The sequence below is a fragment of the Cyclobacterium jeungdonense genome (assembly GCF_010994275.1).
In the GTDB taxonomy this organism is placed as follows: domain Bacteria; phylum Bacteroidota; class Bacteroidia; order Cytophagales; family Cyclobacteriaceae; genus Cyclobacterium; species Cyclobacterium jeungdonense.
This window is the reverse complement of sequence record NZ_WMCD01000003.1, coordinates 225836-240902: the sequence shown is the minus strand read 5'-3', so window position 1 is coordinate 240902 and position 15067 is coordinate 225836. Positions and strand designations below refer to the sequence as shown.

General features: G+C 43.3%; 10 protein-coding genes. 5 read left to right on the top strand and 5 right to left on the bottom strand.

The window, feature by feature from the left end:
• Window positions 1-50: 50 nt before the first annotated feature.
• Together GKS34_RS08525 and GKS34_RS08520 are read left to right on the top strand one after the other, a co-directional pair.
• Window positions 51-1094 carry a DUF6807 domain-containing protein gene (locus GKS34_RS08525; protein WP_163384385.1) on the top strand — a complete coding sequence of 348 codons (1044 nt, stop codon included), beginning with the start codon at window positions 51-53 and terminating at the stop codon, window positions 1092-1094.
• Between the two features lie 31 nt (window positions 1095-1125).
• Complete coding sequence (locus GKS34_RS08520; RefSeq protein WP_163384384.1) at window positions 1126-2007, top strand: sugar phosphate isomerase/epimerase family protein; 882 nt, start codon at window positions 1126-1128, stop codon at window positions 2005-2007.
• A 101-nt stretch (window positions 2008-2108) separates the two neighbouring features.
• Here the strand turns inward: GKS34_RS08520 and GKS34_RS08515 are convergent, their stop codons facing one another.
• On the bottom strand, window positions 2109-3365 hold the full coding sequence (locus GKS34_RS08515) for a dipeptidase (protein WP_163384383.1): 1257 nt from the start codon (window positions 3363-3365) through the stop codon (window positions 2109-2111).
• Window positions 3366-3530: 165 nt separating this feature from the next.
• Here GKS34_RS08515 and GKS34_RS08510 point away from each other — a divergent pair, with 165 nt between their 5' ends.
• Window positions 3531-4430: an SMP-30/gluconolactonase/LRE family protein gene (locus GKS34_RS08510; RefSeq protein WP_163384382.1), complete on the top strand. Its 900-nt coding sequence runs from the start codon at window positions 3531-3533 to the stop codon at window positions 4428-4430.
• A gap of 197 nt (window positions 4431-4627) precedes the next feature.
• Window positions 4628-5629: an acyl-ACP desaturase gene (locus GKS34_RS08505; protein WP_163384381.1), complete on the top strand. Its 1002-nt coding sequence runs from the start codon at window positions 4628-4630 to the stop codon at window positions 5627-5629.
• 311 nt (window positions 5630-5940) lie between these two features.
• Here GKS34_RS08505 and recQ read toward each other — a convergent pair whose 3' ends face one another.
• The 4 genes from recQ to rho form a co-directional block, all read right to left on the bottom strand.
• Entirely contained in the window at window positions 5941-8070 is a 2130-nt protein-coding gene (recQ, locus tag GKS34_RS08500) for a DNA helicase RecQ (protein ID WP_163384380.1), read from the bottom strand.
• A gap of 96 nt (window positions 8071-8166) precedes the next feature.
• A complete protein-coding gene (locus GKS34_RS08495) occupies window positions 8167-9633 on the bottom strand; it encodes a T9SS type A sorting domain-containing protein (protein ID WP_163384379.1) in 1467 nt (488 codons plus the stop codon).
• Window positions 9634-9904: 271 nt separating this feature from the next.
• A complete protein-coding gene (locus tag GKS34_RS08490) occupies window positions 9905-11608 on the bottom strand; it encodes a fibronectin type III domain-containing protein (RefSeq protein ID WP_163384378.1) in 1704 nt (567 codons plus the stop codon).
• 315 nt (window positions 11609-11923) lie between these two features.
• Complete coding sequence (rho, locus tag GKS34_RS08485) at window positions 11924-13693, bottom strand: transcription termination factor Rho (protein ID WP_163384377.1); 1770 nt, start codon at window positions 13691-13693, stop codon at window positions 11924-11926.
• A gap of 276 nt (window positions 13694-13969) precedes the next feature.
• Between rho and GKS34_RS08480 the strand changes: the two genes are divergently transcribed.
• The gene (locus GKS34_RS08480) at window positions 13970-15064 is read left to right on the top strand and encodes an AI-2E family transporter (RefSeq protein ID WP_163384376.1); all 1095 of its coding nucleotides are present in this window, start codon (window positions 13970-13972) and stop codon (window positions 15062-15064) included.
• Window positions 15065-15067 lie beyond the last annotated feature (3 nt).

Below are 15067 nucleotides of genomic sequence, written 5' to 3'. Positions count from 1 at the left end.
TTATTAATCATGCGAGATTCCATCTGACCGCTAAAAAAAATTATAAACAGATGAAATACCAGGCGATACTATTGATCTTGATAATGAGTAGCAGCACGATGCTTTTCGGTCAAAAAATGAAAAAAGAGCCCATTGAAATTAAAGTGAATGAGGCAGAGAAAAAAGTAGATATCATGGTAGGGGGAGACCTTTTCACCACGTACATGTATCCGGACAATATCATGAAGCCCGTATTATGGCCTGTCATGTCGCCGGAAGGGAATATGTTGACCCGAAGCTATCCCCTTATTAACAAAGAAGGAGATCGTACGGACCATCCGCATCACGTGGGGGTGTGGCTAAATTACGGCGACGTAAACGGGTATGACTTCTGGAATAATTCGGAGGCCATTCCCCAGGAAAGAAAGGATGGATACGGAACCATCTTTCACCAATCCATAGAAAAAGCAAAGGGAGGTAAAGGCAAAGGGGTACTGGAAACCACTTCCCTATGGAAAGCTCCAGACAATACCACCCTGCTGGAGGAAGAAACAACATTTACGTTCAGCGCTATGGAGGATATACGTATCATTGACCGCTCCACCAGCCTCACGGCCGCCGTCGATGAGGTGAATTTTACGGACAATAAGGAAGGGATGTTTGCCATTCGAGTAAGCCGGGAGCTGGAATTACCCACCGACAAACCAACTGAATTGGTCGATTCCCACGGTATCAAAACCCGCGTGGAAAAAATGGATAATACCTTGGTTAAAGGTAATTACCGGAGCTCAGAGGGAATTGAAGGAGGCGATGTATGGGGTACCCGGGGAAGATGGATGAAGCTTTCCAGCGAAATTAACGGAGAGCCCGTTTCCCTGGTGATTATTGATCATCCCTCCAATGTAGGCTACCCTACTTATTGGCATGCCCGGGATTATGGTTTGTTTGCTGCTAACACTCTTGGTCAAAAAATCTTTTCAGAGGGAAAAAATGAACTGAATTTTAGTTTGGATAAGGGCGAAACAGCCACCTTCAATTACCGGTTGGTCGTGGCTTCTGAGGATTTATCAGATGCACAAATAAACGAGCTGGCCGATGAGTACGCAAAAAAATAAGGATACTGCTAATGTTAAATTTTCGAAAAATATGACGGGGACTAATTCTTCCAGACGCAGCTTCCTACTAAAAAGTATGGCGGCAGGACTCGGTTTATCCACATTGGGACAACTCCCTCTGGCTGCTTTTGCCAAAAAATCAAATATGAAACTGGGGCTGGTAACCTACCAGTGGGGCAAAGATTGGGACCTTCCAACCTTAATAGCTAATTGTGAAAAATCTGGCTTATTAGGTGTGGAACTTCGCACCGAACACGCACATGGAGTGGAAACCAGCCTTTCCTCCAGGCAACGGAGAGAGGTAAAGAATCGCTTTGCTGACAGTCCGGTCACCTGCCTTGGTTACGGATCTAATTTTGCCTACCATTATACAGATCAGGATGAAGTTCGTCAAAATATAGAAGGCACTAAGGAGTACCTCCATCTGTGCAAGGATATCGGTGCTTCCGGAATAAAGGTCAAACCGAACGGCTTGCCAGAGGGAGTTCCAAAAGAAAAAACCATCGCACAAATAGCGGCTTCATTCAATGAAGTTGGAGCATATGCAAAGGATCTGGGACAAGTGGTGCGTGTCGAAGTGCATGGAAAACTTACCCAACAGCTGCCAAACATGAAGGCTATCTTCGAACAAGTTACGGAGGATAGTGTAAAAATGTGTTGGAATTGCAACGATGAAGACCTCCTACCTCCTGGTTTGGAAGCAAACTTTAATTCTGTAAAGCAATGGTTTGGGGACACGGTACATATCCGTGAATTGAATGTCGGAGATTATCCTTACCAGAAACTCATGAATCTATTCAATGCTATTGATTACGAGGGCTGGATGCTATTGGAGGCGCGTACCACACCTGCCGATCGGGTGGTAGCCATGCAGGAGCAATTGGAAATTTTCAATTCCATGACAAAAGCGTAAATCTGATTCGTTCTGCACGAGCGGCACGATCTTATTGCTTTCAAGTAAAAATTCAAAGGGCCACTTTCGGAATGATCCGGGTGGCCCTTATTCATTTTCTATCAGCCGGCATTAGCGGCATATTCCTCTACAGCTTGCCAAACGCGGAACAAATTTTTATAGCAAACTTTTTCGATATCTTCCTTGCTATACCCTCGTTTCAATAATTCGGCTATCAAATTAGGATACATGGATACGTCCTTTAGTCCGGTTGGCAAGGTATCTCCCACCCCGTCAAAATCAGATCCAAACCCCAGGTGATCAATTCCTACCATTGCCATGATGTGATCAAAATGGTCGGCCACCTTTTGCACGGAGGGAAAGGGGTTATTCGCTGCGACGTATTCGGATATGTATTCCTGCGCTTCCGGATCGTTTCGGCTTAGTTGGTTTTCAGCCAGCCAATTTACGATATGCTCGCGTACCGCGTCGTTACCTTCACGAAAATCCTGATCAACAAAACTCCCTCCAAAATTGATCATGATCACGCCACCGTTTTCCGCCAGCCGTTGGATCATTTCATCCCCCATATTTCGTTCGAATCCCGGGGTAAAATGCCGTGCAGAGGAATGGGAAGCAATCACCGGCACCTGACTAACCTCCATTACATCGTAAAAGGTATCATCTGATACATGGGAAATATCAACCATTATACCCAGGCGGTTCATTTCCTTAACTACTTCCACACCAAATTCGCTAAGCCCCCCATGGATGTAGGTAGTGTCATAGGAAGAATCACCAATCAGGTTATCTTTACCATGAGTTAGGGTAATGTACCGGATACCGCGCTCGTGAAAGTAAGCGAGATTATCCAGGTCATCCCCAATTGGGGCTCCGTTTTCCATACCCATGGGGAGGGATATTTTTCCTGCTTCAAAATTTGCCTGTATATCTTCCGGGCTATACGCCATGCCAAATTTATCCGGCCAGGTATCGGCCAACCGTTTGGTCATCAATATCAAGGAATCGGCCAATGCTTTAGCTCCTCCCATTTCCTGGTATCGGGCAGGGATATAAATGGACATAAAGGGCGCATCCAGCCCTCCCTCTTTGGATCGGGGATAATCAAAATTGCCTCCCTCTGTCCTTTCAGAAACATCCAGTATTTCCCGCTGAAGTGTAAATCCTCCCACTTTCATGCGGTAAGGCAAATCCACATGCCCATCTACCATAATGGTATTTCGGGCTAATTCCTGGGCGATCGTCAGTCGTTCTTCGTCCGATAAAGCCGTATAGTCGATTGTTTCACTGGACTCTGGACCGCAAGAAAAGCCCAATAGGATCAAAAAGACTATTAAAATCTGTGTACTTTTTTTCATTTTCTGTAATTTTTGTTGTCAGTGGTTATCTTATGTGTAAATTATGAATCAAATATACAGATCTTTCAGTTTTCACCTACTGTGCTGAAAAATTCATTTTCCAAAGAAAATTAAGTATTCAGGAAAAAATTAGCGAAATTTGTTCTTTAACCAAATACTACACCCATGAAGTATTCAACAAACCCCGGTACACCTACCCTTTATGCATTCGGCATTCTCCTGTTTTTGGGGATTAGCTGCAGCCCCTCTTCCACCAACGAGGAGCGTGAGGAAACAACCATTTCGGAAAATACACAACAGGAGCCGAGTATGGAATTACTTTGGGAAACATCCGAAGACCTTACTACCAACGAATCCGTCCATTACGAAGAAAGCGATGGCGTTCTTTACGTAGCTAATATAGAGGGAGGACCGGATGAAAAAGATGGTGTGGGTTCCCTGTCAAAAGTAAGCATCGATGGAGAAATTCTGGAAAGAGACTGGGTTACTGGTCTGAACGCTCCAAAAGGAATGGTCGTAAAGGGAGATTTTCTTTACGTAACCGATATCGACCGCCTGGTAGAGGTAGAACTCGCTACCGGGGAAATAAACCAAACCTTTGAGATTGAAGATGCCGTTTTTCTAAATGACGCCGCCAGTGATGGCGAAAAGGTCTACTTTTCTGACATGAGAACCAATACCATCCACTACCTGGAAGAAGGCAACATCCACACCTTTGCCACCGATCAAAACAGCATCAATGGACTTCAGGTAGGAAGTGATGGAACGGTATATGGGTTGGATAGTGAAGGTTTGAAACAATATAGCAGTGATGGAAGTTTTGAAATTATCAATGCTGAAGTGACGGGTGGAGACGGATTGATCGTGATCGATGAAAACACGTTTATTGCCAGCAGATGGGGGGGGGAAATATTCCTTATCCAAAACGGTGAAGCTACTAAAATTTTAGATACCACGGCAGAGGAATCCAATACGGCAGATATCGGATTCATCCCTGACGAAAATATCGTTTTGGTACCTACCTTCTTTAAAAATAAAGTGGCAGCCTACAAACTTTCTTACTAACGATTTTATCGAATATTCTTTCAAGAATGAATGAATATTCCACTGTTTTCGTTAACTAGTTATGGAAAGTTAAGTTGCTATAAAATAGTAGCCTTTACCATCTATCTATCGTCATTGTTGTAAAATTGGAGAGTAGATAAGGTGTTATTGTTTTTGACGAAAAAACAAATTGACATCCTAAAGCGAACGTATAGTTTATGAATAAGTCAGAAAATATCAACTACGAACTTGAAAAAAATGCTGAAGTTATTAGTCAGCTAGATGATTTTGTCACCAAAACCGTCGGAACCACACTAATGGATCCGGACGATTGTTGGCAGCCCACCGATTTTCTTCCGGATATGTCCCAGCCCGATGCCCTGGATCAGGTGAAACTCTTGCGGGAGAGGGCCGCTGGCATACCTGATACGATCATTACTTCCCTTGTCGGAAATATGATTACAGAGGAAGCCCTTCCAAGCTATCAAACCTACTTCAACATGCTGGAGGGTATCAATGATGAGGGCTCCCTGACGAGTGAACGTGGCTGGGTAAAATGGACAAAAGCATGGACAGCGGAAGAAAACCGGCACGGAGATTTGTTGAACAAATACCTTTACCTTTCCGGTCGTGCCGATATGAGGAAAGTAGAGCAGACCATTCACCGGTTAATCTACAACGGATTTGATCCCAGATCTGAAAAAGATCCCTACCAGGCCATTATCTATACCTCCTTCCAGGAAAGAGCAACAAAAATCTCCCACGTCAACACAGGTAAACTGGCGGACAAAGCAGGGGATTTAGTGTTAGGGAAAATATGCAAACAGATTGCCGGAGACGAAGCCAGGCATGAGAAGGCTTATAAAAGCTTTATGACGGAAATTTTCCAGATTGATCCTAACGGAGCCATGCTCGCATTTGAAAAAATGATGCGTAAACAAATTGTCATGCCAGCAGTTCTAATGGGTGAAGGAGGTAAAAATCCATCCCTATTTGACCAGTTTTCAGCCATTACCCAAAAGGTAGGTATTTATACTGGTTGGGATTATGCACGCATTATCGACCACTTGGTCAAACTTTGGGACGTAGAAAAAGTAACAGGATTAAATGATGTGGCCGCCAAAGCACAGGAATACCTGGCGGGTTTGGCTGCAAGGTACTCTCGCCTGGCAGATAGGATGAAAACCCCTGATGAAATAAGTTTGGCCTGGCAGAAATAAGAAAAAGGGCTAAAAAGTAGAATTAAAATGCCCCTTAAGTAAATTGCAAAATATAAGTTAAAAAAGTTGCTTAATCACCCATATCAAAGGTACATAAAGAGGCTTCAACATAAAATACCCCGATTGGGGTATTTTTTTTGCATTTTCCCTATTTCCTATTGATTTTAAACGGACTAACCGTCCCTGTACCGCTTCCTGGCACTTGATAGGAATCCTGACACATGGCTGACAATAGGTTGTGGAAAATCCCAGACTATCACACAACCAATCAGTAGGAAATTTCAAAAAACCGGAAATATGGGATTAGGACGTCATTCTTGCCTATTTTTAGCCAGTAATCCCGCTTTGAGCTCAAAATAACTGTATGTCTCCCCAAAGTGGGCTTTTAGTGGATTTAAGAATTTGGTTTGTAAATGGGAGGCGGCAGCTTGAATTTCCAAAATCTGCTTTTCTGATAAAAATGCTTCCGATTTCATTTCTCCAGACTCCAGCAGTCTCAGTAAATGCCCTTCGATGGTACTCTGTGCCAACCCTCTCTCCCGGGCAATTTCAGCTATTGGGTTGCCTTTCATAGCTAAATCCAGGGTTTCTTTAATAGAAGAGGTCATTCCGCTTTTCACCTTTTTCTCCTTCTTCTGGGGGGCTTTACTCCTGGAAATTGTAGGGTTTTCCAGAAGATATTGTTGAATGACCTTCAAAAATGAAGCACCGTATTTTTCCAATTTCAGATTACCTACTCCATTGATTTTAAGCAACGCTTGCTCGTTTTCCGGCAAATAGCCAGACATTTCTACCAAAGTCGCATCAGAAAAAATGATGTAAGGGGGAACATCTTGCTCTCGGGCCAACTCAGTTCTCAAAACTTTTAGCTTCTCAAGCAACTTTTCGTCCTTCTCTCCTTGCCCCATTCCCTTTCGGAAATCTTCCTTTTCCATGGACAGGAAAATCTTTTCCTTTCCTTTTAATTTATTCCAAGCCTTATCCGTAAGCTTTACCACCGGCCGCAAGGGATCCTCCTGATGTAGATACCCTTCGGTGATCAACTGGTGTCCCAACATTTTCCAAAACTCCGTGGAACGATCCTTCCCAATACCAAATACTGAAAGCCCTCTTTGCCAGTCAGAAATTTTTGCGGATTGAGAGCCCCTCAAGACCAAAATGACATGTCCCAGTCCAAATTGCTGCTCCAGTCTTACGACGGCTGAAAGCATCATTTGAGAAAAAATGGTCATGTCTTCCTTTTTTTCGTTTTGGAGGCAGGTATCGCAGTTCCCACATTCCTCCGGGTACTCTTCTCCAAAATAACGAAGTAAATATTTCCTTCGGCACTCCCTGGTTTGGCAGAACCGCACCATCGTTTCCAACTTGGCCTTCATATGCCGGACATACACTGGATCTTCTGCCTTTTCCAGCATCCGGGAGAGGGTGATGCTATCCCCAAAGCTGTAGAACAGCAAGGCTTCTCCAGGCAGACCATCCCTGCCGGCACGTCCTGTTTCCTGATAATAACTTTCAATATTTTGGGGCATGTTGGTATGCACCACAAAACGGACATTTGATTTGTCTATTCCCATTCCAAAAGCGACGGTTGCCACGATTATCCGCACATCATCCCGAATAAATCGCTCCTGATTGGATTGGCGGGTTTCTTTATCCAAACCTGCATGGTAGGGAATTGCCGGGTAGCCATTGATGGTCAATCTTTCCGCAGTTTCCTCTACCGATTTTCGCGACAAACAATACACGATACCCGAGTCTTTAGGGTGTAGGGAAAGAAAATCCATCAGTTTCCCGAATGCATCCGATCGAAGACCGACCCGGTAAGTAATATTAGGCCGGTCAAAGGAGGCAATGAACCATTGAGGATCCTTTAGTTGTAAACGGGCGGCGATATCTTTCCTGGTCTGCTTGTCTGCTGTGGCCGTTAGCGCCAAAAATGTTGTTTTGGGGAAAATACGCCGAAGTTCACCCAATTTCAGGTATTCCGGCCGGAAATCATGACCCCATTGGGAAACACAGTGAGCCTCATCCACCGCCACTAAAGAAAGATCGATTTTTCTCAATAAATCCAGGAGTGGGTAAGTTCCCCCAAATAGTCTCTCCGGAGCAACATAAAGCAATTTAATCCTTCCATTACGTACCTCCTCCGAAATATACCGCTGCTCGGCAATATCCTGGGTAGAATTCAAAAACGCAGCAGGAATCCCCTGGGTATTCATGGCGTCCACCTGATCTTTCATCAATGCAATCAAAGGGGATACCACCAGCGTGAGACCGGGAAATATCATGGCCGGGACCTGGTAACAGACCGATTTTCCTGCCCCGGTAGGCATAAGGGCGATGCAATCTTTTTTCTCTAGAACCTGCTCAATAATCGCTTCCTGCCTCCCGCGGAAGGAAGAATATCCATAAAAATGTTTTAAAACTTCCAGTGGTTGCATGGTCCAATCAGGTGAGGTAGAAAAAGAAACTGAACCTTGAATTTACTACAAATTCAAAACCCAGTCAACTCTCTACCCGTAATCTACCGGCAATGCTTATCTTTTTAGAACTTTCAGGATTTGCCTTTGATTTCCCCATCGTACATGAAAAAAGTACACTCCCGTTGGAAGGGGCTTTATTTTACCTGGCAGCTCACGGTTCAGGCTTTCCAGGTCTTTGTTTTTTAGCGACACCGCTTCCCCAAAGGAACCATATACAGCTAAATCAATGAGCTCACCATTGTACTTTTCCTGATTCAAAATAGAAATCGTTGCTTCACCTCCCCAATTGGGGTTGGGAAAAAACATCCATCCGGAGGATTCAAAATCGGTTGCAGGAATATCCAGGGCCAATACTTCTCCGATGAATTTTTCATCGCCATTAACATCTACCTGCACCAGGCGATAGTATACCCTGGATTTATAAAGCGGTAAATTTGTATCCCACCATTCATAGCTACCTATTTCCGTACTGCTACCAGCTCCATTGATATGGGTGAGAGGCTCGAACAAATCAGGAGTACCTACTGCCCTTTCCACAGTAAAATAACGAAGATCCATTTCCTTACCTGTGGCCCAGGTAAATTTTACCTTCCTGAGCTCGTTGTGGTACTCAACCTTCTGATCCAGCAGTTCAACCGGAAGTACCCCACAGGGAAAAAACTTCCCTTCCTCAATTTCTTGAGCTCTTCCTCCTTCTTCAGGGGGAGGGAAAGCCCCGCACACAAATATTTTGGAATTGTCATCTGCAATAATCGTTGCACTTCCATCTACGAGTACATCCCTGCCTACGTAGACCTCACTTGTACCACCAATGGTTATTCCGGTATCCCCCCGAATGTCAATATCAAAGTCAATCACTACCTGTGAATCTCCGTAGGTATTAAATTGATGTTCTCTTCCTCCGGTAACTAATAAACTCTGGGTCCGAAAAAAACCGGTAACATTGATTTTGGAGGAATTCCCCGAGTACTCCGTTGGCCCTTCGCTGGTAATGGCTCCCCCTTCCAACACCTCCAGCACAGCCTTGTTTTCAATATTTATGGAAGACACCGTCACCATACCCAAGCCATCACCTCCCAAATTCAGGACGGTTGGAGTCGACGTTCCTCCCTGCGAAATGGTCAAGGCTCCGGTTACATTAATAAAGGATTCACCCTCTAAGTAAAATAAGATGTTTTTCTGACCTTCAATGGACAAATTACCGGAAAAGGTGACTACAGCTTCATTTCCTATAGTTAGCGACGCAAAACTGCCACCGAATTCAACCTCTCCAGGAATTACCAGATCATCGTTAATGATTACCTCCACATTGCATCCCGTAGGGGCAAAAGGTGGCCAGTCTCCACTTTCAGCGCAATTAATTGGCTCATTCAGAGGGGTTTTATTCCAGCAATTCCCATCCGCCCAGGTCTTCGAACATCCGACTGCAGTAGGAGTATATTCATAAACCTGTGCGTGCACCTGCATCCCAGACAGAAGCATGCCTAAAAAAACCGTGAAAATCTGAAAATATCGGAGCATGAAAATCGCTGGAAAGAAGGGTTTCGAATACACTTATATGCATTACATATTTACGAAAGTAAAGGATATTCCTATCTTTTACAAACAATATCAAACTTTAAATGCATTTTTATAGATTTGAATCCCATTTTATTAATCTTATAATTAAACACTTGGTTTCAAACAAAATTTTCTCCTCCACAATCCTACCCAACCACATGAATTTTGATAACACAAGCGCTAAAAAAAAATTGATATAGATAAATCTACGCGGCAGGAAAGATCACTGCATTTATACCTTTAGGATTTTTACCCGGTAAACTTGTTCCCCATAGACCAGCTCCAATACACAGACTCCTTTTGACGCTTTCTGGATCACTTGCTGCAGCCACTGATCAAGGGCCATTCCGACTTCTCCTTCAAAGGAAACCGATGCGGTTGCGTGTGAAAAGCGGGCACTTACCGGCCCGGATACAAAACCAGAGGTCACTTTTACTTGTAAATTTGACCCGTCGCTGGGATTAGGGTAGGCCGTCCATTGAATTTCATCCTGGCTTTGATTGTCTACTTTTACAGATATCACTTCGCTAACCGTACTGTTTTCAGTGAAATCTACCTGTCTGATTCGGTAATAAACCATGCCCTGCACCCCCGCTATTTCCCTATCCTGATACGTATATCGGGAACCTGTATTGGTCCAGCCAGAAGCGGTGACTTCTCCGATTGTTTCAAAATTTTGTACCCCGCCTATCGATCGTTCGATCTCATAGTGGCTGCTGGCAATTTCTTTGGCAGTCTCCCAAACCAATTGATTTAGCACATTTTCACCAGGGCTTACGGTAAATGATTTCCAAACCACGGGAAGGGAGAAACAACCTGCTCCGTAAAAGGAGGTATTTTTGAGGGACACATGATACGTATCTTCTTTGGTAGAATTAGGGTAATCACAGATAAAAAAGCCAGCACTATTGTTTCCGTTGAGACTAGCTCCATTTGAGGCACTCAATTTACCTCCGACAAAAATCTCAGTATTATTGGATAAGTCTATGATGCCATTTGTCATGGTAACGTCGTTTGTAATAAATCCTTTGGCATAATTCTTTAGTTCTATCTTGGCTCCACCGCTTTGAGACAAATTACCTCCAAAAGTAAATTCAGAACTATTTCGCGCCAATAGGGATCCACCGTTGCCCATGGTCACATCTCCAGTAAACCTACCGTTCGAACTACCATTTAGACTAATGGACCCGTTATTCCCGGTAGAAGTTTTCCCATCGACCAGAATGCTCCCCTTTCCATCTAAATTTAATTCTCCATTATTAATGAATAAATCTCCTTTAACCACTGCCCTTCCACTTTGAGAACCGATAGTAACCGTCCCTCCGGAGGTAAATTCCAGATCATTAGTATCAAAATCACCGTTCACATTCAAGGTAGCCTTACTTTTCAGCGTAGTGCCTTCCAAAACTTCCAGTATTCCTCCCTGCTCAACGATAATGTTGGGTTGATTATCACCGATAACGAGCTCTTTTACCGTCAGTTTGGCGCTATTCGGTATTACAATGCTGACTTTACGGTCGATAGCAAAGCGGCCAGTCACCACCAATTCCGAGCCCGGTGCCATTATGAACTCAGGAACGGAACCACCTCCGTCGATAATCAAGTCACCTTTAAATTCCAGCTTCCCCTGGCTCCCAAGTTCAATCATGGAAAACGTTCCACTCCCAAATCCCCGGGCAGTTCCATCAAAAACGACATAATGATTAATCGAAACGGTTACCGGACAGCCCCAATCCTTTGATATGGGAGGATGCCCTTGGCTTATATTTTGATTGGCCTTGCAGGAAGTAACGCTGCTCCAGGTAGTATTTGCATTCCATTTACCATTACTGGCACTGGTAAAATCCTGACCGATAACTTGACCAATAACAAAAAATACCCCCATTCCGATAATGAAGGTGGCAAGGTTAGGTGTAGTTTGAAAAAAGGTTTTCATTGCTGTTATTTTTATATCACAGCATAAATTTACCTCTTCGTTATCAGGAGCTGGAAATTAATCGTCCAAGGCCAACCATCAACTGTTGAATAGGGTGAAATGATAGATGAATATTTTTTAAATACATTTTTTCGTTATTCCAATTATCTTTTTTGTTTTTCCTTATCAATAGAGCCAGCAGTAACGTTGCGTAGTCCAGCTGTTGATTCTCTGGTCAGGAATGTACACAGGTGCTGTTAGGCCCGGCAGGACAGCATAAAAAAAGCCCGGCATGACCGGGCTTTGAAGACGATTTATTATTATCAGCAGAAAATGTTACCCATTCATGCTGATTAGAAATTCTGAATTGTCCCTGGTTCCTTTCATACGCTGTAAAAGGAATTCCATGGCTTCCTGGGATGTCATATCCGACATGATTTTCCTAAGGATCCAAATCCGCTGCATTTCTTCTTTATCCATCAGCAGATCTTCTCTTCTGGTACCGGAACCCGGTACATCGATCGCAGGATAAATACGACGATTGGATAGTTTTCGGTCCAGCGACAGTTCCATGTTGCCCGTACCTTTGAATTCCTCAAAAATAACTTCATCCATTTTTGATCCGGTTTCTACTAGAGCGGTAGCAATAATGGTGAGAGAGCCTCCATTTTCCACATTTCTGGCAGCACCGAAAAATCGTTTCGGCTTGTGCAGGGCGTTGGCATCTACACCCCCGGACAAAATCTTTCCTGACGAAGGCACCACTGTATTATGAGCTCTGGCCAGACGAGTAATAGAGTCTAAAAGTATCACTACATCGTGCCCACACTCTACCATCCTTTTGGCCTTTTCCAAAACCAATGCGGCTACTTTTACGTGCCTCTCCGCTTGCTCATCAAATGTAGAGGAGATAACTTCTGCCTTTACCGATCGTGCCATATCGGTCACTTCTTCAGGGCGTTCGTCAATTAAAAGAATCATCAGGTGAACCTCCGGGTGGTTTTCCGCAATCGCATTGGCAATTTTTTGCAACAACACCGTTTTACCGGTTTTTGGCTGGGCCACAATCATACCCCGTTGTCCTTTTCCTATAGGGGCAAAAAGATCTACGATTCGGGTGGAGTAGTTGTCATGTTTGGTGGTCAGACTCAAACGTTCTTCCGGAAATAATGGGGTGAGGTACTCAAAAGGAATTCGGTCGCGAATCTCATCCGTGGTCTTTCCATTAACCGTTCCTACCTTGAGCAGGGCAAAATATTTTTCTCCTTCTTTTGGTGGCCTGATTTGACCCTGAATATTGTCTCCGGTTTTCAGTCCAAAAAGCTTAATCTGGGAAGGAGAAACGTAAATATCATCGGGAGAAGCGAGGTAATTGTAATCCAGTGATCTTAAAAATCCATACCCATCGGACATAATCTCCAGCACACCTGAATTTTCAATGATACCGTCAAAATCCTTGATGGTAACAGAAGTTTTTCGTTTGGGTGTGTAGTTGGAATCAGGCTGCGGGGATTCGTCGTTATCCCTGACATTTCGCTTTTTAGGAAAATCCTGCTCTGATGAAGTAGGAGCGCTATCCTCGTTACCGGATTTTAACTCCTCCACATCCACAACTGCCCGGCGTCTAGGCCGAAAACTTCTCCCTTTTCCTTCATCCCCTTTTCCGGGACCTTTGTTTCCCTGGTCTTCGCTTTTTTTAGTATCCGATTTTTCCTTTGCTTTCTTGTCCGAAGCGTCTGATTTCCTCTCATCTGGTTTAAAAGGCTTTTCTGCTGCCTTTTTTGGCTTATCCTCCTCTTTCTCGACTGCTCCTTTTTTATCCTCCTTAGGAATCTCAGTTACGTTCTGTCTTCTGAATTTCGGTTTTTCTTCATTTGCAGCTGTCGTATCTGTGGATACATTCGAACCACTCTCCACGGATTCCTCCTCTACCTTCGTAGGTTTTTTCTTTGGAAGTGATTTTTCAGGTGTGATTGCCTGTTGGTCCAATATGGCATAAACCAAATCTTCTTTCTTTAAAGACTTGAAATTTTTAACCCCCAACTCCTCTGCTATTTCTTTTAATTCAGACAATAGCCTGATTCTTAATTCTTCTATGTTATACATAAAAAACGTGTGAATGTAATTCTAGACTGTGTAAATGATGAAATGGTATGTATCTTGATTGGTATAAAAAGGTATACAGACAATACTAAAATCTCCAGGATGGTGATCTTCTGCTTTTCTTGACATTACAATATTACATCAATCGCCAGTAATACGCAAATTTTTAGCTAATTGTTATTTAAATCGTGATTTTCAACCCTCGGCATTTTCTTTTGTGAATTTTTGGTTAAGTAGTCGGCATATTCTTAATTTTAATTATTAAAACCATTTTCCCACATGGAATCTACCAAACCTCACCCCATTCAGCTAACCGCATATTCCTTACTTTCCCTTGCGTTGGTACTATGGCTCATGCATGTTGGCTCGTTTATTCTGGTTCCATTGATTTGGGGAGTATTTTTTGCCTTTGCCCTTTATCCCATTACCAATTGGCTGGAGAACAAACATTTTCCCAGATCTCTAGCCATTGCTTTGAGCATTGTCATGGTCAGCATAATGGGTGTCACCATTATTTATATTTTAGTAAACCAGATGATCTTACTTATCGCAGACATACCTGAGATAGGCACCCAGCTGAGCAATAAACTATACCAGTACCAGGTAGAAATTAGTAAAGTATTTGGGTTTACAGAAGCAGAACTTTTCGAACAATGGGATTCTTTCGACTGGATCCCCCTAGAGAATCTCAACGAAACGATTTTCAGTACCGGGAAATCCCTAACCTTAATCGGAATTATTCCTCTGTACATTTTCCTATTGCTGTACTACAGGGATTTTTTTGTTGCCTTTCTCCTGAAAGCTTCTTCCAAAAGCAATGAAGCCATTTTAGCTTGGGTAAGCGATTCCGGAAAGGTCATTCATGCCTACCTGGTGGGCATGCTGAAGGTGACTTTTTTAGTTTCTATTTTGGCGGGAATCTACTTTTACCTTATAGGGATCAAATATTACCTGCTCTTTGCCCTATTTATTGCCATCATGAACCTTATACCTTATATAGGAGTAATTATTAGTTCGATTCTGGTGATTCTGTATGTATTTCTAACCACGGATACCTTTTTATTTCCCCTCATTACGCTATTGGTTTTATGGGGCATCCAATTGCTGGAAAATAATCTGATCACCCCCTTGGTCGTTGGTTCTAAAGTAAAGGTAAATGTGCTGGTAGTCGTGCTGGCAATTTTAATCGGAGGTGGGATTTGGGGAATATCCGGAATGGTATTGTTCATACCCTTGGTAGGAATACTCAAAATTGCTTTTGATCGGATTCCCAGCCTGCAACCCTATGGCTACCTATTGGGTGATGATTTTCCCGTATTAGAAAAGAAAGAGAATTTTATCCAGCTTCTAAGGAAAAAATGGACCAAAAAGTAAAAT